Here is a 24407-nt window from a genome sequence, read left to right on the forward strand (position 1 = left end):
GCGGCCCGGACGGCCGCTTGCTTGTCAACGAGCGCTTCACTGCGCGCTGCTGGGGAACCGTCACCGGGAACGGACGAATCCCCAGGCGCACGCGGCTGCCGGCGAATCAGCGGCGCCTCTCCGGCTCATGTCGATACACATATCCGCATCCGCCGACATTCGCCCGCTTTCCTGCTGCCCGAAGGTGTCAGCGGACGCGCATTTTTTTCCGCCAGATGATGTAGCCGAGGATCATGTCCTCCTGCGGCCGCACTGCAGCGTCCCGTCCAACTCCGGGTAGCACAAGGCGGGGAGCCGGGTTCGGCGCGGCGGAGTAGACGCTGCTGGTCGGCCTGGAGACCCCCGCGAACGTTGTCAACCGCCGCCCATAAACCGATCCGAACTGCCGTTCCACACGGTCATACCCGATGGGAAGTGGTCGAGGTCGGTCGCGGTTCCCGGGCTCGGCGCGGTAAAGGTTCGGCAAGTGGCGGCGGGAGCCCGGGAACCCGGCCCCGTACCTCTCAACGGTCGGGCTTCCCACAGGACACTCTGCTGGAGGTACGGCGACTCGACGCGGACGGCCCAGCCACGGCGGCGGGCGTGAGCGGCCAGACCCAGGATGTCGAGGTTGATGCCCGCGTCGGGATCGTCGGCGCGGTCGGCGACCTGGGAGGAGGCATGGTGGGCTTCGAGGGCGTCGGCGAGGGCCAGGTCGAAGCTCTCCTCGTCGCCCTCCACGAGCTGGGACAGCAGTACGGCCGGCGGCATGGCGAAGCCCCGGTCCTTCGCCTTCTCGTCCTGGTCCAGCGCCCGTCGGGCGGCCCGCTCGGGATCCGTGCCCCTCAAGTAGGCGTGCAGGGCCTTCCGGTACGCGGCGAAGGCGGAGCCGTCCGGCCCGGTGGACAGGGGTCCGGTGAGGACCAGGGGCGCCAGGTCCTCGCGCACGCCCGTGATCAGGGCGAGGGACGTGGCCCTGTGCCAGGCGCCGGGCCGGCGGCTTCGCCCCGCCGGGCCCGGTAGCGCAGCGGGCGACCGTCGAGGGTCACCTCCACCTCGGTCCCGGGCTCGGCGAGGGCCATCCGGAAGACGGCCGACGCCGTCCGGGAGACGAGCCGGAGGCCGGCGAGCACGGCGTCCGTGACGCCGCCGGGGGCAGCCGCACGCCACTTGAACAGGCGCTCCTGATCGTCCAGGGCCCACACCAGCGCCGAGAAGGAGGGCGGCTCGTCGTCGGTGGAGGTGAGCGCGTCGGTGCGCACGGCAGGCGTCCAGCCCCGCGTCCGGTACGTCAGCGCCGCCAGGGCGAGGGGGACCAGCGGAAGCAGGCTGCTCGGTGCGGCCGAGGAGCCTGCGTGCAGGCGGGGGTGGGCCAGCAGCACCTCGGTCAGCGCGGCGTCGAAGGCCGGGCGGTCCCCGGCGGCCAGGGCGCGCAGCGTGCGCAGGGCCGTGCTGTCCGGCTGGTCGAGCAGTGGCTCGCCGGTCTCGTCGGCGCGGACACGGATCCGTCGCAGGGCGGCGTCGACGGCGGCGACCTCGGCCGGTGCGGTCGGCGCCCTTGCCCCGGAGGACGGCCAGGCAGAGCGCGTCGACCTACGTCCGGGGGCTGAAGTGCTCCACGGGGGCGTCGTCGCCCGCGTCGTAGCCCGTGCCGACGTTCGTTCGTGAAGTCCTCACGCGCAGCCGACACAATCGGCTTCTCGGGACAGCGTAGGTGCCCGTACCGACAGGGAGATCCGGGGGCGGCCGCCCGGTGTCTGCGCCTCACCGCTCCCGGTCCGTGCACGGCCCCGCGACACCGCTCGCCGGCGAACGCAGCCCCGCCCACTCGCGTTACTTGGGTGCCCGGCCACATCACCACCCAGGCCGGGCACCGCCGACGGCAGCACCTGCACCCATCCCATCGCGCCCCCACGGGAGGTGGCGCCGCTCGCCGGGGGCCGGCCGGAACGCGTCGGCGTGCACCAGCTCTTCCCGCTGCTGGTGCACGCCGTGCTGTTCGGACGCGGTTACGCGGAACAGGCCCTCGCGGTGGCGCGGGCGGCGCTGTCCCGGGGGTGAGTCACCGGGTCACGACGTGCCGCTCGTCGGGGACGCAGTGGGTCATGGTGAGGCCCTCCACGTCGCGCGGCGGGTTGTTGCCGAGGTCGGCCAGCCGCTTGCGGTCCTCGTCGGTGAGGTCCTGGCTGGCCAGCGGCTCCAGTCCGGCCACGTCCTCGGGGCTGATGCCGATGCCCTCGCCGACGCGCAGCCCGAGGTCGTTCTCGACCAGCAGGAAGTGCCACACCATCCGCTCCTGGATCGGGCGGGGACACTGCGAGAGCAGGTTGACGAAGTTCTTCACCAGGTCGTCGCGCTCCCACTGCTCCATCAGGCAGTAGCGCTGCCCGGCCTGGAGGTAGTCGTTGGTGCGCGGGATGCGCTTGCGGGTGACCCGGCCGCGGATCTCCGGTCCCTGCTCGTCGTGCGTGGGGTACTGGGCCTCGCGCAGACCGCCGGTGATGGACGGCTCGTAGTTGACGATCGGGTTCTCGCCGCCGCCGTCCTGGTGGTACGCCATCTGGCCGTCGCGCTGGTTGGTGCGCACGGTGGCGTTCTTGGCCTGGTTGACGGGGAGCTGAAGGTAGTTCGGGCCGACCCGGTAGCGCTGGGTGTCGCTGTACGAGAAGGTCCGGCCGACCAGCATCTTGTCGTCGGAGAAGTCCAGGCCGTCGACGAGGACGCCGGTGCCGAAGGAGATCTGCTCGTTCTCGGCGAAGAAGTTCTCCGGCATCCGGTCCAGCACCATCCGGCCGACCGGCTTGGGCGGGAAGTCCTGCTCCGGCCAGGTCTTGGTGTCGTCCAGCGGGTCGAAGTCCAGCTCCGGGTGGTCGTGGTCGTCCATCATCTGGACGAGCAGCTCCCACTCCGGGTGGTCGCCGCGGGCGACGGCCTCGTAGAGGTCCTTGGTGGCGTGGCCGGTGGCGTTCGCCTGGACGTTGGCGGCGTCCTCCTCGGTCATGCTGCGCACGCCCTGCTTGGGCATCCAGTGGTACTTGACCAGCTTGGTCTCCCCGGCCGCGTTCACCCACTTGTAGGTGTTGACGCCGAAGCCCTGCATATGGCGGTAGTCGGCGGGGATGCCGCGCGGGCTGAACAGGTTGACCAGCATGTGCATGGACTCGGGCGTCTGCGACATGAAGTCGAAGATGCGCCGGGGCTGCTGCTCGAAGGTGACCGGGTCGGGCTTGAGGGCGTGGATGACGTCCGGGAACTTGATGGCGTCCCGGATGAAGAAGACGCCCAGGTTGTTGCCGACCAGGTCCCAGTTGCCGTCCTCGGTGTAGAACTTCACGGCGAAGCCGCGCGGGTCGCGGGCCGCCTCGGAGGAGTCGCGGCCGCCGATGACGGTGGAGAAGCGGACCGCCACGTCGGTGCGCTTGCCGCGCTCCTGGAACAGCTTGGCCCGGGTGTAGCGGTCGATCGGCTCGTCGCCCCAGGCGCCGTACGCCTCGAAGAAGCCGTACGCGGTGACGCCCCGGGCGTGCACCACCCGTTCGGGGATGCGCTCCCGGTCGAAGTGGCTGATCTTCTCCAGGAACTGGTAGTTCTCCAGCGTGGCGGGCCCGCGGGCGCCGACCGTGCGCTGGTTCTGGTTGTCGTAGACGGGATGCCCCTGCCGGTTGGTGAGCACCTCGCGGTCGTCGCCGGCGGCGGATCCCTGGCTGGCTACGTCGGTCATGTCGCTGAGCTCCTTCGACTCGTGGCCGCCGCCCGGAGGGCATCGCGGCGGAAGCGGCCGTCGGCCGGTCGCGTGGGCGGCCCGGGTACCCGGCCCCGGGACGTCAGTCACCTGCGACACTCGCATGCCCTCGCGTACCCCGCGACCGGCCGGACACCGCCGGTCGGCGCATCGTGGAGCCATGACGACGGGTCACCGCGGGCGGGACCGCCCCGGGCCGTTCACCCTCCCGGGGCGGCGGCGGCCGGGGTACGGCGGCATCCCGCGCGACGGCCCGGGCACCCCGTCGGTACGGGGGCCCGGGCCGCGCGGTGAGCGGTCGTCACCGGTCGTTCAGGCGGGCGCGCAGCAGTTCCTTGCCCAGCTCGGCGCCCTTGCGGCTGTCCGCCTGCGCCTTGCGGAACAGCTCGGCGACCTCGGTGTCCTTCTCGCGCTCGGCGTCCTTGATGTAGCTCTCCAGCCGCAGCGCGTTGCTCAGGCACGACTCGACGTACCAGACCAGGTTGTAGTCCTTGTCCTGGGTGCCGGTGACGCCGCCGGTCTCCGCGCTGGTCATGGGGTCCTCCTCCTGGGTGCGTCGTCCGTTGTGTCCGCCGTTCCTTGCGTCCCCCGTCCGTGGTCGCCCGGGTACCCGGGCCGGGACCGGGCACACCGCGCGGAACCGGCCGCGCGCCGGGCGACCGAGCGATTCGGCCACCCCCGCAATGTCCCACCGGGACACATGTCCCAGTGGGACATTTTCGGGTGTACGGTGGGCTCATGACGGCGACGAAGCCCCTGGACGACCCGGACGACCGGCGGCGGCGCAAGGCGCGGCGGACCCGCGACGCGCTCGCCACCGCCGCCTGCGACCTGTTCCTGGAGCAGGGCCCGGCGGCGACCACGGTGGAGGCCATCGCCGACCGCGCGGACGTCACGCGCCGCACCTTCAGCCGGTACTTCACCGGCAAGGAGGAGGCCGCCCTCGACTTCGTGCGCCGCGACGGCGACCGGATCAACGCCCTGCTGCGGGCCCGCCCCGCCGCCGAGCCCCCGCTGCTCGCCTATCGCGCGGCGGTCCGGGACTGGCTGACCGACCGGCGGGACCCGCCCTGGCACACGCGTCCGCGGATGCGCGCGCTGCTGGCCCTGGTCGACACCGAGCCCGCCCTGTTCGCCGCCTACCAGCGCATCCGGGTCGACGCCCAGGAGGAGTCGGTCCGGATCGTCGCCGCACGGCTCGGCACCGACGCCCTCGGGGACGTCCGCCCGGCCGCCGTCGTCGACGCCGCCGCCGGAGTCCTCGTCGCCGCCCTGCGCCTCTGGGCCCGCGGCGGGGAGCACCACCCGGGAGCCGGAGACCTCGCCGCCCTGGTGGAGCGGGCCTACGACGCCCTGACCGACCAGGTCGCAGCCGCGACCGCCCACAGCACCACGGAAGAGTGACCGCACCATGACCACTTCGGACATCACCGACTTCGCCGCCGAGTTCACCGGCCGCACCGCGTTCGTCACCGGCGCCGCCTCCGGCATCGGCCTGGCCACCGCCCGCCGCCTCGGCGCCGGCGGCGCGAAGGTCGTCGTCGCCGACTACAACGCCGAGGGCGCCGAGCAGGCCGCCGCCGGACTGAAGGCCGAGGGCATCGAGGCCGCCGCCGTCGACCTGGACGTCACCCGCCCGGAGTCCGTCGAGGCGGCCGTGCGGTTCACCACCGACACCTTCGGCGGCCTGGACCTCGCCGTGAACAACGCCGGCATCGGCGGCCCCAGCGCCCCCACCGGCGAGTACGACATCGCCGCCTACGACCGCGTGATCCGCACCAACCTCGACGGCGTCTTCTACTCCCTGCGCCACGAACTGCCCGTGATGGCGGCCGGCCGGGGCGGCGCCATCGTCAACGTGGCCTCCATCCTCGGCTCGGTCGGCTTCCCCGGCTCCCCCGCCTACGTCGCCGCCAAGCACGGCGTGGTCGGCCTGACCAGGACCGCCGCCGCCGAGTACGCCGCCCAGGGCATCCGGATCAACTCGGTCGGCCCCGGCTTCATCGAGACCCCGCTGCTCGCGGCCATGGACCAGGACGCCTACGCCGGCCTGGTCGCCCGGCACCCGGCCGGCCGCCTCGGCCGCCCCGAGGAGGTCGCCGAGCTGATCGCCTTCCTGCTGTCCGACCGGGCGTCCTTCGTCACCGGCGGCTACCACCTGGTCGACGGCGCCTACACCGCCGTCTGAGCCACCCCACCGACGGGGGAGAACAAGGGAGTCCACCATGAAGGCACTGCAGTACCGCACCGTCGGGGCACCCCCCGAGGTGGTCACGGTCCCCGACCCGGAACCCGGACCCGGCCAGGTGCTGTTGAAGGTCACCGCCGCCGGCGTGTGCCACTCCGACATCGCCGTGATGAGCTGGCCCGCCGAGGGCTTCCCGTACGAGCTGCCGCTCACCCTCGGCCACGAGGGCGTCGGCACGGTCGCCGCGCTGGGCGCCGGGGTGACCGGGCTCGCCGAGGGCGACGCGGTCGCCGTCTACGGCCCCTGGGGCTGCGGGACCTGCGCCAAGTGCGCCGAGGGCAAGGAGAACTACTGCCTGCGCGCCGGTGAGCTGGGCATCCACCCACCCGGCCTCGGCCGGCCCGGCGCCATGGCCGAGTACCTCCTGGTCGACGACCCCCGGCACCTGGTCCCGCTGGACGGCCTCGACCCGGTCGCGGCGGTACCGCTGACCGACGCGGGCCTCACCCCGTACCACGCCATCAAGAAGTCGCTGCCCAAGCTGGTGCCGGGCAGCACGGCGGTGGTGATCGGCGCCGGCGGCCTCGGGCACGTCGCCATCCAGTTGCTGCGCGCCCTCACCTCCGCCCGGGTCGTCGCCCTCGACGTCGCCGAGGACAAGCTGCGCCTGGCCCGCGAGGTCGGCGCGCACGAGACGGTGCTGTCGGACGCCGGGGCCGTCGAGGCCGTCCGCCGGATCACCGGACCGGTCGGCGCGCAGGCCGTGTTCGACTTCGTCGGCGTGGCCCCCACCGTCAAGACCGCCGCCGGCGTGGCGGGCGTGGAGGCCGACGTGACGCTGGTCGGCATCGGCGGCGCGCCGCTCCCGGTGGGCTTCGGGCTGACGCCGTTCGAGGTGTCGGTGTCGGCGCCGTACTGGGGCAGCCGGAGCGAGCTGCTGGAGGTGCTGGCGCTGGCCCGCTCGGGCGCGGTGTCGGTGCACACCGAGACGTACTCGCTGGACGAGGCGCCGCTGGCGTACGAGCGGTTGCACGAGGGCAAGGTCAACGGCCGTGCGGTGATCCTGCCGGGCGGCTGACCCTCCTTGCGGGGCGCGACCGGTCCCCCGGCCGGTCGCGCCCCGCCGTACGCCTGGTCCGGGCGGGGGCCGGGTCCGTTCGGCCGCCGCGCGGGAGCGGGCATAAGCTCGGCGGATGGCGAAGTACTTCGACGTGCACCCCGACAACCCGCAGCCGCGCAGCATCGCGCAGGTCGCCGACAGCATCCGCGCGGACGCGCTGATCGCGTACCCCACGGACTCCTGCTACGCGCTGGGCTGCCGGCTCGGCAGCCGTGACGGCGTGGACCGCATCCGGTCGATCCGGCACCTGGACGACCGGCACCACTTCACCCTGGTGTGCCAGGACTTCGCGCAGCTCGGGCAGTTCGTACGGATCGACAACGACGTGTTCCGGGCGATCAAGGCGTCCACGCCCGGCAGCTACACCTTCATCCTGCCCGCGACCCGCGAGGTGCCGCGGATGCTCCAGCACCCGAAGAAGAAGACCGTCGGCGTGCGCATCCCCGACCACGTGGTCGCCCAGGCCCTGCTCGCCGAGCTCGGTGAGCCGCTGCTGTCCAGCACCCTGCTGCTGCCCGGCGAGGAGGAGCCGCTGACCCAGGGCTGGGAGATCAAGGACCGCCTCGACCATGTGCTGGACGCGGTGGTCGACTCCGGCGACTGCGGGACCGAGCCGACGACCGTGGTGGACTTCTCGGGCGGCGAGGCCGAGATCGTCCGCCGGGGCGCGGGCGACACCTCCCGGTTCGAGTAGCCGGGCCGCGGGGGCGGGTGGCGCGGGCGGCGGCCGGGCGTGCCACGATGACCACCGTCCGCCCGGCTCGCGGACGGACCGTGCGACACACCCCCACAGGAAGGCAGGCGAGCCATGACCGCCGTACAGGGAACCGCTGTCGACGTCCCCACCGAGGACGGCACCGCCGACGCGTATCTGGTCCATCCCGGGGACGGGGTGCCGCGTCCCGCGGTCCTGTTCTACATGGACGCCTTCGGACTCCGGCCGCACCTGCGGGCCATGGCGGACCGGCTGGCCGGCGCCGGTTACACCGTGCTGGTGCCCAACGTGTTCTACCGGCACGGGCGGGCGCCGGTCGTGGAGCTGCCCGAGTTCATCGACCCGGTGGCGCGGCCGGAGATCTTCGAGCGGCTCGGCCCGGTCTTCATGTCCCTCACCACCGAGGCGGCCGTGCGGGACGCGGGCGCCTACCTGCGGTACCTGGAGCGGTGCCCGGCAGCGGCCGACGGGCCGGTGGCGCTGACCGGGTACTGCCTGGGCGCCCGGCTCGCCCTGCTGACCGCGGGCAGCCACCCGGACCGGGTGGCGGCGGCGGCCGGCTTCCACGGCGGGCACCTGGCGACCGACGAGCCGGACAGCCCGCACCTGCTGGCCGACCGGATCACCGCCGAGCTCTACTTCGCCCACGCCGACCAGGACCAGGGCATGCCGCCGGAGCAGCAGGAACGGCTGGAGGCGGCGCTGACGGCCGCCGGGGTCCGGCACCGCTGCGAGGTCTACGAGGGCGCGCGCCACGGCTACACCCAGGCCGACACCGCCGCGTACGACGCGGAGGCGGCCGAGCGGCACTGGGCGGCGCTGCTCGACCTGCTGAAGCGGACGTTCTGAGGAAGCCCGGAAGCAGGGTCCCGGGCTCCACCCCGAGGGGCGTTCCAGGTCGGCCGCGGCGGGCTCTTGCAATTGCACGCCGGTCCCCGTAGATGTGGTTCCAGCCACAAGGGCCATGGCTCTGGGGGGAGTTGGCGTATGGAGGGCACGGTCGACGGGTTCCGGTACGGGCTGGTCACGCCCGTCGCGGCCTATGCGATGGCCTGTCTGGGCGGGGCGCTGGGGCTGCGCTGCACGGTCCGGTCGCTGTCCGGCGCCCGGCCGCGGAAGCCGGGCTGGCTCGCGCTGGGCGCCGCGGCGATCGGCTGCGGCATCTGGACGATGCACTTCATCGCCATGATGGGCTTCCAGGTCGCGGAGACCCGGGTCCGCTACGACGCCGGTCTCACCCTGCTCAGCCTCGCCGTGGCGATCGCCGTGGTCGGCGCCGGCCTGTTCGCGGTCGGCCACCGCGGCTCCCGGCCCGGCACGCTGGTACTCGCCGGGGCGGTCACCGGGCTGGGGGTGGCCTCCATGCACTACCTGGGCATGGCGGCGCTGCGCCTGGACGGCGACATACGCTACGACACCGTCACCGTCGCCCTGTCGGTGGTGATCGCGGTCGCCGCGGCGACGGCGGCGCTGTGGGCGGCGGTCACGGTGCGCGGGTTCCTGGCGAGCCTGGGGGCCAGCCTGGTGATGGGCGTGGCCGTGTCCGGGATGCACTACACGGCGATGTCCGCGGTCAGCGTCCAGGTGCACCACAGCGGCGGTTCCTGGGCCGGTGACTCGCCGGCCACGCTGCTGCCGATGCTGCTCGGCCCGGTGGTCTTCCTGGTGGTGGCCGGGGCGGTGGTGATGTTCGACCCGCTGCTCGTCCTGGGCGAGTCCGAGGGGCGGCGGCCGGCCGGCCGCCGCTCCCGCGCGGCCGCCGTGCGGCCCGCCGGGGGCCGGCCGCGGGGCGCGCACCGGTCCTTCGGCCACCGCGGCTGACGCCCGCGCCGCCGCGTCACCAGCGTCCGGGCGCGCTGCCGGTGATCGCCTCCGAGGGGCGGCCGTCGACGCCGACGGGGACGTCTCCGGCCAGCATCACCCGGTGCATGATCCGGGGGTGGTCCAGGTGGGCGGTGTCGGCGGGGGCGAGGTGGATGGTGGCCCGGTTGTCCCAGAAGGCCACGCTGCCCGGCTCCCAGCGGAAGCGGACCGTGTACTCGGGCCGGGTCGCCTGCTCCAGCAGCAGCTCCAGCACGGCCCGGCTCTCGGGGCGGGACAGGCCGGTGATCTGCTCGACGTAGTAGCCGTTGACGAACAGCACCCGCTCCCCCGTCTCCGGGTGGACCCGGACCAGCGGGTGGACGGTGGCGGTCTGGTGGTCCAGGAGGTGCCGGACATAGGCGTCGTCGCCCGGCCGGGGCTGGTAGCCGACGCCGAGCCGGTGCTCGGCCCGCAGCCCGTCCACGAACCGCCGCAGCGGCGCGGACAGTCCGGCGTAGGCGGCGGCCAGATTGGCCCAGGTGGTGTCGCCGCCGTACGGGGGTACGGTCTCGGCGCGCAGGATCGTCGCGGCCGGCGGGTCCACCCGGGCGCCGTGGTCGCAGTGCCAGCCCCGCAGCAGGGTGTGCCGGCGGCGGGCCAGCCACTCGTCGTGCGCCATGCCGAACCGGCCGCCCAGCTCCAGCCGGTCGGCGGTGGTCTCGATCTCCGGGACGTCCGGCGGCGAGGCCCTGCCGCGCCGGGGCAGCACCACCGGTTCGCCGAACCGCCGGGCGAGGGCGACGTGTCCGGCGTGGTCCAGTTGCTGGCCACGGAAGAACACCACCTTCCAGCGCAGCACCGCGGCCCGGATCGCGGCGGTCTGCGCCTCGTCGAGCCCGGCCGCCAGGTCGACGCCGGTGATGTCGGCGCCGATGTGCCCGGCGGCGGGCCGGATCCCGATGCCCGTGGCCCGGTCCCGCGGGGTCCTGTCCGTCGTCATGCGCGCTCCGCTCGGTCGTCCGTGCCGGTGTCCACCCGTGATCGTGACAGGCCGGGCCGCCGCCGGCCACGGTGCCCGGCGGGTGCGGTTGATCACGGCCGCCTCGTCGCGGAGGCTTGGGGGGCGGCGCCGGACGGCCGCCGCGCCCGTACCCGCACGACGGAAGGTTCTACGTGGTGATCAGCATCCCGGCACATCCGCTCAACGACGGCACGGCACTGCCCGCCCTGGGGCTCGGCACCTGGCCGATGGACGACGCGGAGGCGGAGCGGGCGGTGGCCGAGGCCCTGGCCATGGGCTACCGGCTCATCGACACGGCGGCCAACTACCGCAACGAGCGGGGCGTCGGCCGCGCCCTGGCCGCCTCGGGCGTACCGCGCGAGGAGATCGTCGTCACCACCAAGCTGCCCGGCCGGCACCACGGTCACCGGGAGACGCTCGCCTCCTTCGAGGAGTCCCGCGCCCGCCTGGGCCTGGACTACGTGGACCTGTACCTGATCCACTGGCCGCTGCCCCGCGTGGACAAGTACGTGGACTCCTGGAAGGCCATGATCGAGCTGCGGGAGCGGGGACTGGTCCGGTCGATCGGGGTCTCCAACTTCACGGCGGAGCACATCGAGCGGCTGGAGAAGGAGACGGGCGTGCTGCCGTCCGTCAACCAGATCGAGCTGCACCCGCTGCTGCCGCAGGAGGAGCTGCGCGCCTTCCACGAACGCAAGGGCGTGCGGACCGAGAGCTGGAGCCCGCTGGGCCGCGGCGGCGGCCTGCTGGACGACCCGGTGATCGGCTCGGTCGCCGAGGCGCACGGGGTGACGCCCGGCCAGGCGGTGCTGCGCTGGCACGTCCAGCTCGGCGCGGTCCCCATCCCCAAGTCCGCCGACCCGGCGCGGCAGCGCGCCAACGCGGACGTCTTCGGCTTCGAGCTGGACGCGGACCAGATGCGGGCCGTCGCCGACCGGGCCCACCGGCGGCTGGGCGGGGACCCGGAGACGCACGAGGAGTTCTGAGGCGGCCGGGGCGGGCTCAGCACGGCGGCAGCGGCTGCTCGGCCCAGATGGTCTTGCCGGTGCCGGTCTGCCTGCTGCCCCAGCGCTGGGTGAGCTGGGCGACCAGCAGCAGGCCCCGGCCGCCCTCGTCGTAGGCGTGGGCGCGGCGCAGGTGCGGGGAGGTGGAACTGGCGTCGGAGACCTCGCAGATGAGGGTGCGGTCCCGGATGAGGCGGAGCTGGATGGGGGGTTCGCCGTGCCGGATGGCGTTGGTGACGAGTTCGCTGACGACCAGTTCGGTGACGAAGGCGGTCTCGTCCAGGCCCCAGGCGGTGAGCCGGTCGGTGGCGGACTGCCGGACGGCGGCCACCCGCGCCGGGTCGGGTGGGACGTCCCAGGTGGCGACCTGGTCGGCGCCGAGCGCGCGGGTGCGGGCCAGCAGCAGGGCGACGTCGTCGCCGGGTTCCTCGGGCAGCACCGTCTTCAGGACGTTGTCGCACATGGCGTCCAGCGAGGCGGCCGGCGCGGTCAGGGCGCGGCACAGCTCCTCGGTGCCGCGGTCGAGGTCGCGGTCCCGGCCCTCGATCAGCCCGTCGGTGTAGAGGGCGACCACGGAGCCCTCCGGGAGCTGGACTTCCGTCGCCTCGAACGGCATCCCGCCCACGCCGAGCGGCGGCCCGGCGGTCATCGGGATCGGCCGGGCGGTGCCGTCGGGCCGGAGCAGGGCGGGCGCGGGGTGGCCGGCCGCGGCCAGGGCGAGGCGGCGGGAGACGGGGTCGTAGACGGCGTAGAGGCAGGTGGCGCCGAGTTCGGCGGCCTCCCCGTCGCCGTCGTCGGAGGCGAGGTGGCTGACCAGGTCGTCGAGGTGGGTGAGGAGTTCGTCGGGCGGCAGGTCGACGTCGGCGAGGGTGCGCACGGCGGTGCACAGACGGCCCATGGTCGCCGAGGACGGGATGCCGTGGCCGACCACGTCGCCGACGACGAGGGCGACCCGGCTGCCGGAGAGCGGGATCACGTCGAACCAGTCGCCGCCGATGCCGGCCGCCGACCGGGAGGGCAGATAGCGGTGGGCGACCTCGACGGCGGCCTGTCCGGGCATGCCCCGGGGCAGCAGGCTGTGCTGGAGGGCCAGCGCGGTGGCGCGTTCCCGGGCGAACCGGCGGGCGTTGTCCACGCTGACGGCGGCGCGGCTGGCGAGCTCCTCGGCGAGGACCACGTCGTCGGCGACGTACGGCTGTTCGCCGGCGGCGCGGGCCAGGACCATCACGCCGAGGGTGGTGCCGCGGGCCAGCAGCGGCACGGCCAGGGTGGAGCGGATGCTGTCGCGGAAGCCGCGCTGGTCGGGGGCCTGTTCGTTGCGGACCCGCACCCAGCGGTCGAAGTCGGGGTCGCCCGGCCCGGTGAGCACCGGCCGGGCCTCGCGGACCGCGCGGGCGGGCGCGGAGTACGGCGGGTAGACGCCGCTGTCGCCGAGGCGGACGGAGGTCTGCCTCGGGCCCTGGGCGGTGACCCGGTGGGCGACCCGGCGCAGCACGAGGTCCTCGGCGGCCACCGCGTACGGCTCGTCGGCGCTCAGTACCCAGTCGAGCAGGTCGACGCTGGCGAAGTCGGCCAGGCGCGGCACCAGGAACTCGATGAGTTCCTCCGCGGTGCGGACGACGTCGAGGGTGGTGCCGATGCCGGCCGCGGCGGCGTTCAGCAGGCCGAGGCGCTGGCGGGCGCGGTGCTGTTCGGTGCTCTCCAGGCCGGCGACGGCGACGGCGGTCACCTCGCCGGAGGGGTCGCGGACCGGCCACATCTCGATGATCCACGCCTGTTCGCCGAGGACGGAGGAGGCGGGGGTGAAGGTCTCGTAGCGCACGGGCCGGCCGGTGTCGGTGACCTGCCGCAGATGCCGGCGGAAGTCGGGGCCGCCGGCGTCGACGCCCGCCATGACCTCCGGCAGCGGCCGGCCGATCAGCTCCCGCTCGGTCAGGCCCATCCGGCGCAGGGCGGTGTCGTTGACGCGGAGGTAGCGCTGCCGGGTGTCGTGCACGGACATCGACAGGGATGCCTGCCGGAACGTTTCGCCGGTGAGGACGAAGGGGTGCTCGCCGGGGTGCTCGGCGGTGATGGCGTAACCGCCGGGGGTGCCGTCCGCGGCGAGCAGCGGCCAGCTCCGCAGGGTCAGTGCCACGGTCGAGCCGTCGCGGTGCCGGATCAGGACGGTGCGCGGCGGCGCGGTGGCGCCGGGGGGCGTGGCGCCGGGTGCGGTGGCGCCGGGGGGCGTGGCGCCGGGTGCGGTGGCGCCGGGGGGCGTGGCGCCGGGTGGGGGGTCCCCGGCGAGCAGCTCCCGGGCGGGTCGGCCCACGGCCTCCTCGGCCGGGTAGCCGGTCAGCCGCCGGGCGCCCTCGCTCCACCCGGTCACCGTGCCGTGGGCGTCGACGATCGCCGCAGCGGGGGCCTGCTCCATGTCGTCCAGGATCATCCCTTTGCGGCCGGCTCTCAACCGGGAGGGGTGCCGGTGGCGGTCGGGGGGTGTGGTGGGGGGTGGGTTCGGAGGTGGTTCGGGTGCGGGGTGGTGGGGGCTGGGCGCGCAGTTCCCCGCGCCCCTGAGGGCGAGTGGGTGGGCGTCGGTCGTGGGGCTGGGCCGCGTTCCTGAGGGCGAGTGGGGCGGCGTCGGTCGTGGGGCTGGGCCGCGTCCCTGGGGGCGAGTGGGTGGGCGTCGGTCGTGGCGTTCAGGGGAAAGTGGGGGGTGGGGGGCGTGGGGGTGGGGTGGTGGGGCGAGATCTTCAGGCGTGGAGCTGCCGCTGATTCCTCCCATGCTGGCCACGCCCGGGTCGCTGCCGCCCCCCGCGCAGGACGCCCGGTGGGCCTACGAGACCAAGCAGGACGGCCAGCGCGTGGTGGCGTACCTGCCCGGCGACGGCAGTGTGCGGCTGCGCGCCCGGTCCGGGCAGGACATCACCGGCGCCTATCCGGAGCTGCACGCCCTCGGCGCGGCGGTCGGCGCCACCCCCGCCGTGCTGGACGGCGAGGTGCTGGCGCTGGACGCCGAGGGCCGGGCCGACTTCCAGTTGCTCCAGTCCCGGATGGGCCTCGCCCACTCCCCCGGCCGGGCCGCGCACCGGGCGGCGACCGTCCCGGTGCACCTCGTGCTGTTCGACGCGCTGCACCTCGGCCGCCACTCCCTGCTGCGCCGGCCCTACACCGACCGGCGGGAGCAGTTGGCGGGCCTCGGGCTGAACGGGCCGTCCTGGTCGACCCCGGCCGCCCTGGTCGGCCACGGCGAGCAGGCGCTGCGCGCCACCCGCGAGCACGGCCTGGAGGGGCTGGTGTGCAAGCGGCTGGACTCGGTGTACGAGCCGGGGGTCCGCTCCCGGGCCTGGATCAAGATCCGGAACATGCGCAGCGAGGACGTGGTGATCGGCGGCTGGCTGCCGGGCCGGGGCCGGCTCACCGGGCTGCCCGGCGCCGTCCTCGTCGGCCAGCGCGCCGGGGGGAAGCTGCGGTACGTCGGCGGGGTGGGCACCGGCTGGAGCGAGGCCGAGCGCACCGAGCTGGCCGGGCTGCTGCGCGCCGCCGGCACCGACCGGTGCCCGTTCGATCCCGTGCCGGCCGTGCCCGGGGCCCGCTGGGTGGTGCCCCGGCTGGTGGGCGAGGTCCGCTACAGCACCCGTACCCGGGAGGGGATGCTGCGTCAGCCGTCCTGGCTGCGGCTGCGTCCGGACCTGGCGCCGGAGGAGTCGGCGGCGGACGTCCCCGACGATCTGGTGTGACGCGAGCACAACAGTTGGGCTGATCTTCATCACGGGGACGCCCACGCCCTCTTGGCACGGCTGGGCAAGGACGGGATTCTGAACTCCCCCGCCCCCCACAGCCGTTGGGCTGCGCCCATGAGGAGGACGCAGTGTCGCCGAGCATGTCCCGGACCCGCCGCGGGAGATGGCTGACCACGGTCGCCGGAGCCGTCGCCCTGGTCGTCGCCTTCCCCGCCACCGCCTTCGCCGCCCCGCCCCCGGCGCTGCCCGCCAACGCGGAGGCGGCCGAGCTGACGTACCAGCCGGCCTTCGACTACGACACGGACGGGTGCTACCCCACGCCCGCCATCAGCGCGGACGGCACGGTCAACGCCGGCCTGAACCCGACCGGCGCGCTCAACGGCAACTGCCGTGACGCCGCCGACCTGGACAACACCAACAGCTACTCGCGCGCCAAGTGCGACAACGGCTGGTGCGCCTACCTGTACGGCCTGTACTTCGAGAAGGACCAGGCACTGCCCGGCAGCAGCCTCGGCGGCCACCGGCACGACTGGGAGCACGTCGTGGTGTGGGTGCGGGACGGCCAGGTGCAGTACGTGTCGACCTCCAACCACGGCTCGTTCACCGTGCACGCCCGCTCGGCGGTCCGCTTCGACGGCACGCACGCCAAGATCGTCTACCACAAGGACGGCATCAGCACCCACTGCTTCCGCCTGGCCACCTCCGGCGACGAGCCGCCGGAGAACCACAAGGGCACCTGGCAGTACCCGCCGCTGGTCGGCTGGAACGGCTACCCGGCCGGGGTGCGCGAGAAGCTCAGCTCCTACGACTTCGGCAGCGCGAACTTCGGTCTGAAGGACGGCAGCTTCGCCTCCCATCTGACGGCCGCGAAGCCCGCCGGCATCTCCTTCAACGCGGGTGCCTGACCCGAGGGCCACTATCGTGTCCGCATGACCGTTCCCGAACTGATCCGGATCGTCTCCCGTGACTCGCCCATGGCGCTCGCCCAAGTGGCGCGCGTCCAGGGCGAGCTGGCGGCCCTGCACCCCGGGGTGCGCACCGAGGTGGTGCCGGTGCGGACCACCGGTGACAAGTGGCTGGGCGATCTGGCGCGGGTCGAGGGCAAGGGCGCCTTCACCAAGGAGGTCGACGCCGCGCTGCTGGCCGGCGAGGCGGACCTCGCGGTGCACTGCGTCAAGGACGTGCCCGCCGACCGGCCGCTGCCGGCGGGCACGGTCTTCGCCGCGTTCCTGCGCCGCGACGACATCCGCGACGCCCTGGTCCACCCCGGCGGGCTCACCCTGGACGAACTGCCGGCCGGGACCCGGATCGGCACCTCCTCGGTGCGCCGGGTCGCCCAACTGGCCGCCTCCCACCCGCATCTGAGGTGCGTACCGTTCCGCGGCAACGCCAACCGGCGGCTCGCCAAGCTGGCGGACGGCGAGGCGGACGCGCTGCTGCTGGCGGCCGCCGGGCTGGAGCGCATCGGCCGGACCGATGTGATCAGCGAGATCCTCCCGCCCGAGACGATGATGCCGCCGATCGGCGCGGGCGTCCTGGCGCTCCAGTGCCGGGAGGACGACCACCGGCTGATCGACGCGGTCAGCGGCCTGGGCCACCCGGACACCCACCGCGAGACCACCGCCGAACGCATGTTCCTGCACGTCCTCCAGGGCCACTGCAACAGCCCGATCGCCGGTTACGCCCGGGTCGACCGCACCGGCGAACTCTCCCTGCGCGCCTGTGTGTTCACCCCGGACGGCAAGACCCGGCTGAACGCCCACGAGTGGGCCGGCCGGCTCGACCCGGCCACCCTGGGCACCTCGGTCGCCGTCTCCCTGCTGCGCCAGGGCGCCCGCGAGATCATCGACGGCATCCCGCACTAGGGCCTGTCGTCAGGCGGTGCCCTCCTCGGCCTGGTCGCGCAGGAATGCGCCGATCTGGTGCGCCAGCTCCTCGCGCCCGGCGGCCGGGCAGCCGCCGGCGGCCGGTGCGTCCGGTCCGACGCCGCCGGTCCACAGCGCCCGGCCGGTCCACTCCTCGTCGACCCGCAACTGCACCTGGACGTCGACCCGGTCCAGTTCGGCCTCCGGGCCGGCCGCGTAGAGCACGGCGGTGACCCGGCGCAGCGGATAGACGTCGAAGCCCTCGACGAACCGGGAGTTGCGCCAGTCCAGGAACGCGGCCTCGCCGTCGGGGCCGATCCGCACGTCGATCTGACCGTCCTCCAGATGGATGCCGAACTTCCGCTCGCCGCGGTTCTCGGCGGTCACCCGGACCCGGAAGTACGTGAGCCCCTCCGCGGCCTCGTCCCGCCCGCGCGGCGGCTCGGCCCGCTCGACCCGGTGGACGCGGACCCGCAGTCCGGGGTGATCGTCGTACTCCTGCCAGTCCCCGACCACGTTCGGCTCGTACACGGTACACCTCTCGACCTCTTGGAGCTGCTTCCTATCTGTGTGCTCAGTGCACTGTCAAATGCGCGGAATGGGCCGTGGCCAGGGAGTTCGCCCGTTTTGCTCGGTGATCAAGCGCTGCGCAGGAACGATCCCCCGGCGGCCGCCCGCGGGCCCCGGACGGGGCGTGCCGCACATCACGTTCCGGGCGGGTACGGAGCCTCCTGCTCCGCTTCGCGGACCTTATGTCCTGCTATATGGGTGATTGTTTGGCAATATGTGTATCCGGGAATGCGCATGGAAGCGCTTCGGACCCCTGCTGAAGGAGGTGCGCATGACGCGTATCGCCGGCAGAACCAAGCCTCACCCGCATGACGACGCGCCGGACACGAGCGCGGACTTCGAGCGCCTCGCCGGACTGCCCCAGGGCCCGGAGCGCAAGGCGCTGCGGGACGAGCTGATCCGGGTCTGGCTGCCCATGGCCGAACGGATCGCCGTCCGCTTCCGGGGCCGCGGGGAGAGCCTGGAGGACCTGTACCAGGTGGCGGCCCTCGGCCTGGTCAAGGCCGTCGACCACTACGATCCGGCCCGCGGCCACGCCTTCGAGGCGTACGCCGTGCCGACCGTGACCGGCGAGATCAAACGGCACTTCCGCGATCACATGTGGACGCTGCACGTCCCCCGGCGGGTCCAGGACCTGCGCAACCGGGTGCGGCGCGCGGCGAAGGAGCTGGCCCAGACCACCCCGGGACGCGCCCCCACGGTCGCGGAGATCGCCGAGCACGCGCAGCTCACCGCGGCGGAGGTGAGCACCGGCCTGGAGGCCCTGGAGTGCTTCACCGCGCTGTCGCTGGAGGCGGAGATGCCCGGCACCGACGGCTACGCCCTCGGGGACGCGCTCGGCGCGGTCGACCCGGCCTTCGACACCGTGGTGGACCGGGTCGCCGTACGGCCCTGTCTGCAGGCGCTGCCCGAGCGCGAGCGGACCATCCTCTACCTGCGCTTCTTCCGGGGGATGACGCAGAGCCACATAGCGCGGCAGCTCGGCATCTCCCAGATGCACGTCTCCCGGCTGCTCAGCGGCTGCTTCGCGCAGCTCCGCGAGGAGATCCTCACCGAGCCCCGCTGACCGGGCCCGGCCGGCCGCGCCCCGGCGCCGCGCGGCCGGGCCCGGTCACCACGGCGGCGGCGCGCCCGGTATCTGGGTGGGGCCGTGCCGGTCCAGGGCCTCCTCCAGGGCGGCCCGGATCTCGGCCGGCAGGGCGCCGGTGCGTGCCCAGGCCAGGATCAGCTCCGCGACACTGCGCAGTTTGACGTTGGTGTGCTGGGAGACCTCCTTCAGCACCGCCCAGCCCTGGTCCGGCGTCACCCGGCCGAGCGCGACGACCATGCCGATCGCCTGGTCGACCACGGCGTGCGAGACCACCGCCTGCTGGAGCTGGCGGACCTGCTCGCGCAGTTCGTCCGCCGGGTCCGGCGCCCCGTCCCGGGACACGCCCGTCTGCGGGGTACGGCGTCCCGCCGTCCGTGCCGCTCGGTGCCGCTTCGCCGCGTCCGTCGTCGTCACTGGTCACCCTCCCTGCCACTGAGCCGTACGGGGCGATACGCCGCCGTTTCGCTGGTTCCGTCGGGGTACTCGGCAGGCGCCCCCAGCCGGTCCGGCTGGACACTGGTACGCGAGCCGGTGACTGCCGGTGGACGAGACCAGGACGCGACTGCCATGAATCACGACACGACCTCTCCCGCCGGTGCCACGGACCGCCTGACCACCCGGTCCGTGTTCGGGGCGCCCTGCTGGGTGAGTCTGACCAGCCGGGATCTGAAGGCCACCGAGGAGTTCTACTCCGCGGTGCTGGGCTGGCAGTGGCGGCCCGCCCGGCTCGGCGACAGCTTCCGGATCGCGCTGGCCGACGGGGCGCCGGTCGCCGGGATCGCGGCGGTCGCCACCATGTGGCAGATGGCGGTGGCCTGGACCCCGTACTTCGCCGTGACCAGCGCGGACCAGGCGGCCGGGCGGGTGCAGGAGCGCGGCGGCACCTCGGCGGTCGGGCCGATCTCGCTGCCGCCGGGCCGGGCGGCGCTGCTGGCCGACCGGGACGGCGCCACCTTCGGCGTCTGGGAGGGCGAGCTGTTCACCGACTGGGAGACCTGGCGGCGCGCCCAGCCGGCCTTCATCAAGCTGCACACCCGGGACGCCTTCGACGCCGCCATCTTCTACGGCGAGGTGCTGGACTGGGCCTCCGGCCGCCCCGGCGCCTGCGAGGTCGGCTACGAGGGCGGCGAGGTGGTGCTGCGCAGCAACGGGGACGTGGTGGCGCGGATCGAGTCCGGCGCGCTGGAGGCGGCGCCCGATCCGACCATCCGGCCGCACTGGCAGGTGCACTTCTTCGCCGCGGACGTCGCCGCCTGCGCACGGGCCGCGGAACTGCACGGCGGCAGCGTCCTGTCCGAGGCCGCCGGCGAGGCGGTGCTGCGCGATCCCGACGGCGCGCCGTTCACGGTCACCGCGCGCCGCGGACGCTGACCCCATCCCGGTCACCGGCCGGACCGGCCGCAGCGGGAGGGCCGGGACAGCAGCACCAGGCTGCGCGGCTCCACGGTGACCACCGTGCCGGCCTTGTGCTCGGTCTCGTCGGGGACGCCCTCGGGGTCGGCGGTGTCGACCAGGGTGGTCCAGCGCTCGCCGTAGGTGTCGTCGGGCAGCCGGAAGCGGGTCGGCTCCCAGTGGCTGTTGAACAGCAGCAGGAAGGAGTCGTCCACCACGGGCCGGCCGCACGGATCGGGTTCGGCGATGGCGTCACCGTTGAGGAAGACCGCGACGGCGTGCGCGTCGGAGCGCTGCCAGTCGTCGTCGGTCATCTCCCGGGCGTCCGGCTGGAGCCACACCAGGTCGGGCAGCGGCTGGCCGGCGTGGGTGACGGTCTCGCCGCGGAAGTAGCGCCGGCGCCGCAGCACCGGGTGGGCGGCGCGCAGGCCGATGACGTGCCGGGTGAACTCCAGCAGGCCGCGCTGTTCCCCGGTGAGCCGCCAGTCGATCCAGGAGATCTCGTTGTCCTGGCAGTAGGCGTTGTTGTTGCCGCGCTGGGTGCGGCCCAGCTCGTCGCCGTGGCAGAGCATCGGAATGCCCTGCGACAGCATCAGGGTGGCCAGCAGGTTGCGCTGCTGGCGGGCGCGCAGCTCCAGCACCGCCGGGTCGTCGGTGTCGCCCTCGGCGCCGCAGTTCCAGGACCGGTTGTGGCTCTCGCCGTCGGCGTTGTCCTCGCCGTTGGCCTCGTTGTGCTTGTCGTTGTACGAGACCAGGTCGCGCAGGGTGAAACCGTCGTGCGCGGTGACGAAGTTGACGCTCGCGCGGGGGCGGCGCCGGCTGTGCTGGTACAGGTCGGAGGAGCCGGTCAGCCGGGACGCGAACTCGCCCAGCGTGTGGTCCTCGCCGCGCCAGAAGTCCCGTACGGCGTCGCGGTACCTGCCGTTCCACTCCGACCACAGCGGGGGGAAGTTGCCCACCTGGTAGCCGCCCTCGCCGACGTCCCAGGGCTCGGCGATCAGCTTGACGCGGCTGATCACCGGGTCCTGCTGGATCAGGTCGAAGAACGCCGAGAGCCGGTCCACCTCGTGGAACTGCCGGGCCAGGGTGGCCGCGAGGTCGAAGCGGAACCCGTCCACGTGCATCTCGGTCACCCAGTACCGCAGCGAGTCCATGATCAACTGGAGTACGTAGGGGTGCCGCATCAGCAGGCTGTTGCCGGTGCCGGTGGTGTCGTAGTAGTGCTGCCAGTCACCGTCGACCAGGCGGTAGTACGAGGCGTTGTCGATGCCCCGGAAGGAGAGGGTGGGGCCCTGCTCGTTGCCCTCGGCGGTGTGGTTGTAGACCACGTCGAGGATGACTTCCAGGCCGGCCTCGTGCAGCGCCTTGACCATCGCCTTGAACTCGGTGACCTGCTGGCCCCGGGTGCCGTGGGCGGCGTAGCCGTTGTGCGGCGCGAAGAAGCCGATGGTGTTGTAGCCCCAGTAGTTGGACAGGCCGCGGGCCTGGAGGACGCCGTCGTGCACGAACTGGTGCACCGGCATCAGCTCCACCGCGGTCACCCCCAGCGAGGTGAGGTGCTCGACGATCGCGGGGTGGGCCAGCCCGGCGTAGGTGCCCCGCAGTTCGGGGGGTACGTCGGGGTGGGTGCGGGTGAGGCCCTTGACGTGGGCCTCGTAGATGACGGTGTCGGCGTAGGCCCGCCGGGGCGGGCGGTCGTCGCCCCAGTCGAAGAACGGGTCGGTGACCACGCCCAGCAGGGTGTGCCCGGCGCTGTCGGCGGGGTCGGGCCGGCCCGGTGTCCGCTCCAGCAGCGAGGGGTGGTCGTCCATCGTCCCGTCCACCGCGCGGGCGTACGGGTCCAGCAGCAGCTTGGCCGGGTTGCAGCGGTGGCCGACGGCCGGGGCCCAGGGGCCGTGCACGCGGTAGCCGTAGCGCCGGCCGGGGCCGACCCCGGGGAGGTAGCAGTGCCACACGAAGCCGTCGACCTCGGGCAGCGGGACGGTGCTGTGGGTGCCGTCCTCGTCGACGAGGACCAGGTCGACGCGTTCGGCAACCTCGCTGAACAGGGCGAAGTTGGTGCCCTGGCCGTCGTAGACGGCGCCCAGGGGGTAGGGGTGCCCGCTCCAGACGGGCACGCCCTGCCAGTTCGGCCTCGCGGCGGTCACCGGGCCTCCTCCAGGAGGCCGTCGACGAGCGCGGTCCGGTCGGCCAGTTGGGCGACCGGCATGATCTCACGCGGCAATTCCAGCCCCTCCTGGGTGATCGGTGTGGGTGCCGTGGGCACCAGCGGGACGCGTTCGCCGGCCCGGGCGCGCTGCGAGAACCAGATGACCCTGGTGCCGGTGTCGGTGGCGCAGCACCCCCAGCCGTCGCTGGTCGCGGCCAGGTGCTCCAGGCAGTCGCGCAGGTCCTGATCGGGACGGAGTCCGTGGTCGTTGCCCCCGACGGCCGTGATCAGGTGCTGGCCGTTCCACCACAGCTCGATCGACGTGTGCTTGTCGCCGGCGTGCTCGTCGATGGCCCGGAGCAGCATCTCGGCGCCGCCGCAGACGGGCTGCACGAGGTTCTCCAGGTCCCAGAACCTCAGGTGAGCGGCCAGGATGCGCCTGACCTGTCGGACCCGTTCCGGACTGACTTCCACGTCGAGGTGGTAGTAGCGGGGGACTGCGGTCTTCATCGTCGTTGACTCCTCACCGCGAAGCTCTCGCTCCTTCCCGGTCCTGGCGGACCGGGCCCCCGAACACGAAGCGTGAGCGGGCATCGCTTCTGAGTCACTCCAGCGTGGGAGCAGTAGTCCATTCGTGCAACACGAGCGGACGGCCGGCCCGGCCCCGGGACCCCCGCCCCGAATGGTTGAAGATCCAACAAGACGCTGGGTTGTCACCCGTGCACCATGTGTGAAGTACTCACCCGTTCCGTCGAGTCCCGGAAGGACAGAGGGCCCCCATGCTGCTGCCTGCGAAAGCCGAGGTCGCCCGGGAGTTGCGGCGGTACCGGGCCCGGGAACGGATGATGCTCGCCTCGCCCGCCGACCGCTCGGTGCGGGCCGCCTTCGAGGACTCCGGGCACAGCCTGTGCGCGCTGATGGGCAAGCGGTGCGCGCGGGAGGCCGCGGACGCCGCCGAGCGCTATCTGCGTCCGCCCCTGGTGACCCACGCCCGCGAGCAGGACGACCGGTCCCGCGCCGCCCGCGCGGCACGGCGGGGCCCGCCGGCGCCGGACCGGCTCACGCAGGAACGGTCCGTCCAGGACCGGCCGTCCCAGGACCGGCATGTCCAGGACCGGCCGTCCCAGGACCGGCCGTCCCAGGACCGGCCGTCCCCCGGCCGGCATGCCCAGGACCGGCCTGCCCCGTCGGGGCGGAAGACCCCTTCCGGCGCGGCTTGACCCCCTGGCCGGGCCCCGGGCCCGGCCCCGAGCAACGGCGGAGGTGAGAGGCCGATGAGGACGACTTCGACGATCGGGCGCATTCCGGTGCGGGACGTCCATCCGGTGGTGGACGGCGGCAGGCGCCCGGCGAAGGCGGTGGCGGGCGAGACGTTCCAGGTCACCGCCACCGTGTTCCGGGAGGGGCATGACGCGGTGGCCGCCGATGTCGTCCTGTGCGATCCCGACGGCCGGCCCGGCCCGTGGACGCCGATGCGGGAACTGGCCCCCGGCACCGACCGCTGGGGCGCCGAGGTCACCCCGGACCGGCCGGGCCGGTGGACGTACCGGGTGGAGGCGTGGAGCGATCCGCTGGCCACCTGGCGCCACCACGCCCGGATCAAGGTCCCGGCGGGGATCGACGTGGGCCTGGTCCTGGAGGAGGGCGCCGAGCTGTTCGCGCGGGCCGCGGCGGGCGTGCCGCGCAAGGCCGGGCGGGCGGTGGTGCGGGCCGCGGCGGCGGCCCTGCGCGACGACGAGCTGCCGGTGCGGACCCGGCTGGCGGCGGCGCTGACCCCGGAGGTGGACGCGGTGCTGGCGCGGTATCCGCTGCGGGAGCTGGTCACGGCCTCCGAGCCGCTGCCGCTGCTGGTGGAACGCGAACGCGCCCTGTACGGCGCCTGGTACGAGTTCTTCCCCCGCTCCGAGGGCACTCCCGACAACCCCCACGGCACCTTCCGCACCGCCGCCCGGCGGCTGCCCGCCATCGCCGCCATGGGCTTCGACGTCGTCTACCTCCCGCCCATCCACCCCATCGGCACCACCCACCGCAAGGGCCCCAACAACAC

Annotated in this window: 23 protein-coding genes and 2 pseudogenes; 15 read left to right on the plus strand and 10 right to left on the minus strand. The window is 73.8% G+C overall.

The annotated features are described in order from the left end of the window. Positions 1-354: 354 nt before the first annotated feature. Both IE316_RS35410 and IE316_RS36435 read right to left on the minus strand, forming a co-directional pair. On the minus strand, positions 355-927 hold the full coding sequence (locus IE316_RS35410) for an immunity 49 family protein (protein ID WP_229910286.1): 573 nt from the start codon (positions 925-927) through the stop codon (positions 355-357). A gap of 8 nt (positions 928-935) precedes the next feature. Next, positions 936-1493 carry an Imm49 family immunity protein gene (locus IE316_RS36435; protein WP_308438909.1) on the minus strand — a complete coding sequence of 186 codons (558 nt, stop codon included), beginning with the start codon at positions 1491-1493 and terminating at the stop codon, positions 936-938. A gap of 292 nt (positions 1494-1785) precedes the next feature. On the opposite strand from IE316_RS36435, the pseudogene IE316_RS36190 reads away from it, so the two are divergent. Next, positions 1786-2040 (plus strand): annotated as a pseudogene (locus IE316_RS36190) (hypothetical protein); the annotation flags it as partial. Between the two features lies 1 nt (position 2041). Here the strand turns inward: IE316_RS36190 and IE316_RS09375 are convergent. Beyond that, complete coding sequence (locus tag IE316_RS09375) at positions 2042-3700, minus strand: catalase (RefSeq protein ID WP_190203701.1); 1659 nt, start codon at positions 3698-3700, stop codon at positions 2042-2044. Positions 3701-4022: 322 nt separating this feature from the next. Next, positions 4023-4256, minus strand: coding sequence for a hypothetical protein (locus IE316_RS09380; RefSeq protein ID WP_190203702.1), 234 nt, complete (start codon positions 4254-4256; stop codon positions 4023-4025). A gap of 203 nt (positions 4257-4459) precedes the next feature. Here IE316_RS09380 and IE316_RS09385 point away from each other — a divergent pair, with 203 nt between their 5' ends. The 6 genes from IE316_RS09385 (at position 4460) to IE316_RS09410 (ending at position 9565) form a co-directional block, all read left to right on the plus strand. After that, positions 4460-5125 (plus strand): TetR family transcriptional regulator, encoded by a 666-nt coding sequence (locus IE316_RS09385; RefSeq protein WP_190203703.1) that lies wholly within the window; start codon positions 4460-4462, stop codon positions 5123-5125. Positions 5126-5132: 7 nt separating this feature from the next. Continuing rightward, on the plus strand, positions 5133-5909 hold the full coding sequence (locus tag IE316_RS09390) for an SDR family NAD(P)-dependent oxidoreductase (RefSeq protein WP_190203704.1): 777 nt from the start codon (positions 5133-5135) through the stop codon (positions 5907-5909). 37 nt (positions 5910-5946) lie between these two features. Next, positions 5947-6987: an NAD(P)-dependent alcohol dehydrogenase gene (locus tag IE316_RS09395; protein WP_190203705.1), complete on the plus strand. Its 1041-nt coding sequence runs from the start codon at positions 5947-5949 to the stop codon at positions 6985-6987. 115 nt (positions 6988-7102) lie between these two features. Next, complete coding sequence (locus IE316_RS09400; RefSeq protein WP_190203706.1) at positions 7103-7723, plus strand: L-threonylcarbamoyladenylate synthase; 621 nt, start codon at positions 7103-7105, stop codon at positions 7721-7723. Between the two features lie 114 nt (positions 7724-7837). Then, positions 7838-8593, plus strand: coding sequence for a dienelactone hydrolase family protein (locus tag IE316_RS09405; protein WP_190203707.1), 756 nt, complete (start codon positions 7838-7840; stop codon positions 8591-8593). Positions 8594-8731: 138 nt separating this feature from the next. Further along, a complete protein-coding gene (locus tag IE316_RS09410) occupies positions 8732-9565 on the plus strand; it encodes an MHYT domain-containing protein (protein ID WP_190203708.1) in 834 nt (277 codons plus the stop codon). Between the two features lie 16 nt (positions 9566-9581). Here the strand turns inward: IE316_RS09410 and IE316_RS09415 are convergent, their stop codons facing one another. Further along, positions 9582-10547, minus strand: a complete 966-nt coding sequence (locus IE316_RS09415; RefSeq protein ID WP_190203709.1) for a TauD/TfdA dioxygenase family protein — start codon at positions 10545-10547, stop codon at positions 9582-9584. 176 nt (positions 10548-10723) lie between these two features. Between IE316_RS09415 and IE316_RS09420 the strand changes: the two genes are divergently transcribed. Continuing rightward, the gene (locus IE316_RS09420) at positions 10724-11554 is read left to right on the plus strand and encodes an aldo/keto reductase (RefSeq protein ID WP_190203758.1); all 831 of its coding nucleotides are present in this window, start codon (positions 10724-10726) and stop codon (positions 11552-11554) included. A 16-nt stretch (positions 11555-11570) separates the two neighbouring features. Here IE316_RS09420 and IE316_RS09425 read toward each other — a convergent pair whose 3' ends face one another. After that, entirely contained in the window at positions 11571-13985 is a 2415-nt protein-coding gene (locus IE316_RS09425) for a SpoIIE family protein phosphatase (RefSeq protein ID WP_190203710.1), read from the minus strand. Positions 13986-14310: 325 nt separating this feature from the next. On the opposite strand from IE316_RS09425, the gene IE316_RS09430 reads away from it, so the two are divergent. From IE316_RS09430 to hemC, 3 genes are all read left to right on the plus strand, one after another. Continuing rightward, the gene (locus tag IE316_RS09430) at positions 14311-15291 is read left to right on the plus strand and encodes an ATP-dependent DNA ligase (protein WP_190203711.1); all 981 of its coding nucleotides are present in this window, start codon (positions 14311-14313) and stop codon (positions 15289-15291) included. 143 nt (positions 15292-15434) lie between these two features. Continuing rightward, positions 15435-16199, plus strand: a complete 765-nt coding sequence (locus tag IE316_RS09435; RefSeq protein WP_373311121.1) for an NPP1 family protein — start codon at positions 15435-15437, stop codon at positions 16197-16199. A gap of 24 nt (positions 16200-16223) precedes the next feature. After that, positions 16224-17159 (plus strand): hydroxymethylbilane synthase, encoded by a 936-nt coding sequence (gene hemC / locus IE316_RS09440; RefSeq protein WP_190203713.1) that lies wholly within the window; start codon positions 16224-16226, stop codon positions 17157-17159. Between the two features lie 9 nt (positions 17160-17168). Here the strand turns inward: hemC and IE316_RS09445 are convergent, their stop codons facing one another. Beyond that, complete coding sequence (locus IE316_RS09445) at positions 17169-17690, minus strand: hypothetical protein (RefSeq protein WP_190203714.1); 522 nt, start codon at positions 17688-17690, stop codon at positions 17169-17171. Between the two features lie 310 nt (positions 17691-18000). On the opposite strand from IE316_RS09445, the gene IE316_RS09450 reads away from it, so the two are divergent. Next, on the plus strand, positions 18001-18795 hold the full coding sequence (locus IE316_RS09450; RefSeq protein WP_190203715.1) for an RNA polymerase sigma factor SigF: 795 nt from the start codon (positions 18001-18003) through the stop codon (positions 18793-18795). 45 nt (positions 18796-18840) lie between these two features. Here IE316_RS09450 and IE316_RS09455 read toward each other — a convergent pair whose 3' ends face one another. Beyond that, positions 18841-19161 (minus strand): ANTAR domain-containing protein, encoded by a 321-nt coding sequence (locus tag IE316_RS09455; protein WP_190203759.1) that lies wholly within the window; start codon positions 19159-19161, stop codon positions 18841-18843. A 225-nt stretch (positions 19162-19386) separates the two neighbouring features. On the opposite strand from IE316_RS09455, the gene IE316_RS09460 reads away from it, so the two are divergent. Beyond that, positions 19387-20190, plus strand: coding sequence for a VOC family protein (locus IE316_RS09460; protein ID WP_190203716.1), 804 nt, complete (start codon positions 19387-19389; stop codon positions 20188-20190). Positions 20191-20201: 11 nt separating this feature from the next. On the opposite strand, the gene glgX is transcribed toward IE316_RS09460, so the two are convergent. Together glgX and IE316_RS09470 are read right to left on the minus strand one after the other, a co-directional pair. Further along, positions 20202-22358 carry a glycogen debranching protein GlgX gene (glgX, locus tag IE316_RS09465; RefSeq protein ID WP_190203717.1) on the minus strand — a complete coding sequence of 719 codons (2157 nt, stop codon included), beginning with the start codon at positions 22356-22358 and terminating at the stop codon, positions 20202-20204. Next, the gene (locus tag IE316_RS09470) at positions 22355-22870 is read right to left on the minus strand and encodes a pep a2 (protein WP_190203718.1); all 516 of its coding nucleotides are present in this window, start codon (positions 22868-22870) and stop codon (positions 22355-22357) included. Before IE316_RS09470 ends, glgX begins: the two co-directional genes overlap by 4 nt. 269 nt (positions 22871-23139) lie before the next feature. Here IE316_RS09470 and IE316_RS35420 point away from each other — a divergent pair. Then, positions 23140-23418 (plus strand): annotated as a pseudogene (locus tag IE316_RS35420) (DUF5133 domain-containing protein); the annotation flags it as partial. Positions 23419-23634: 216 nt separating this feature from the next. Next, on the plus strand, positions 23635-24407 hold a 773-nt coding region (locus IE316_RS09480), incomplete at its 3' end, for a maltotransferase domain-containing protein (RefSeq protein ID WP_190203720.1).

Origin of the sequence: Streptomyces fumanus (assembly GCF_014655295.1) — a bacterium.
In the GTDB taxonomy this organism is placed as follows: domain Bacteria; phylum Actinomycetota; class Actinomycetes; order Streptomycetales; family Streptomycetaceae; genus Streptomyces; species Streptomyces fumanus.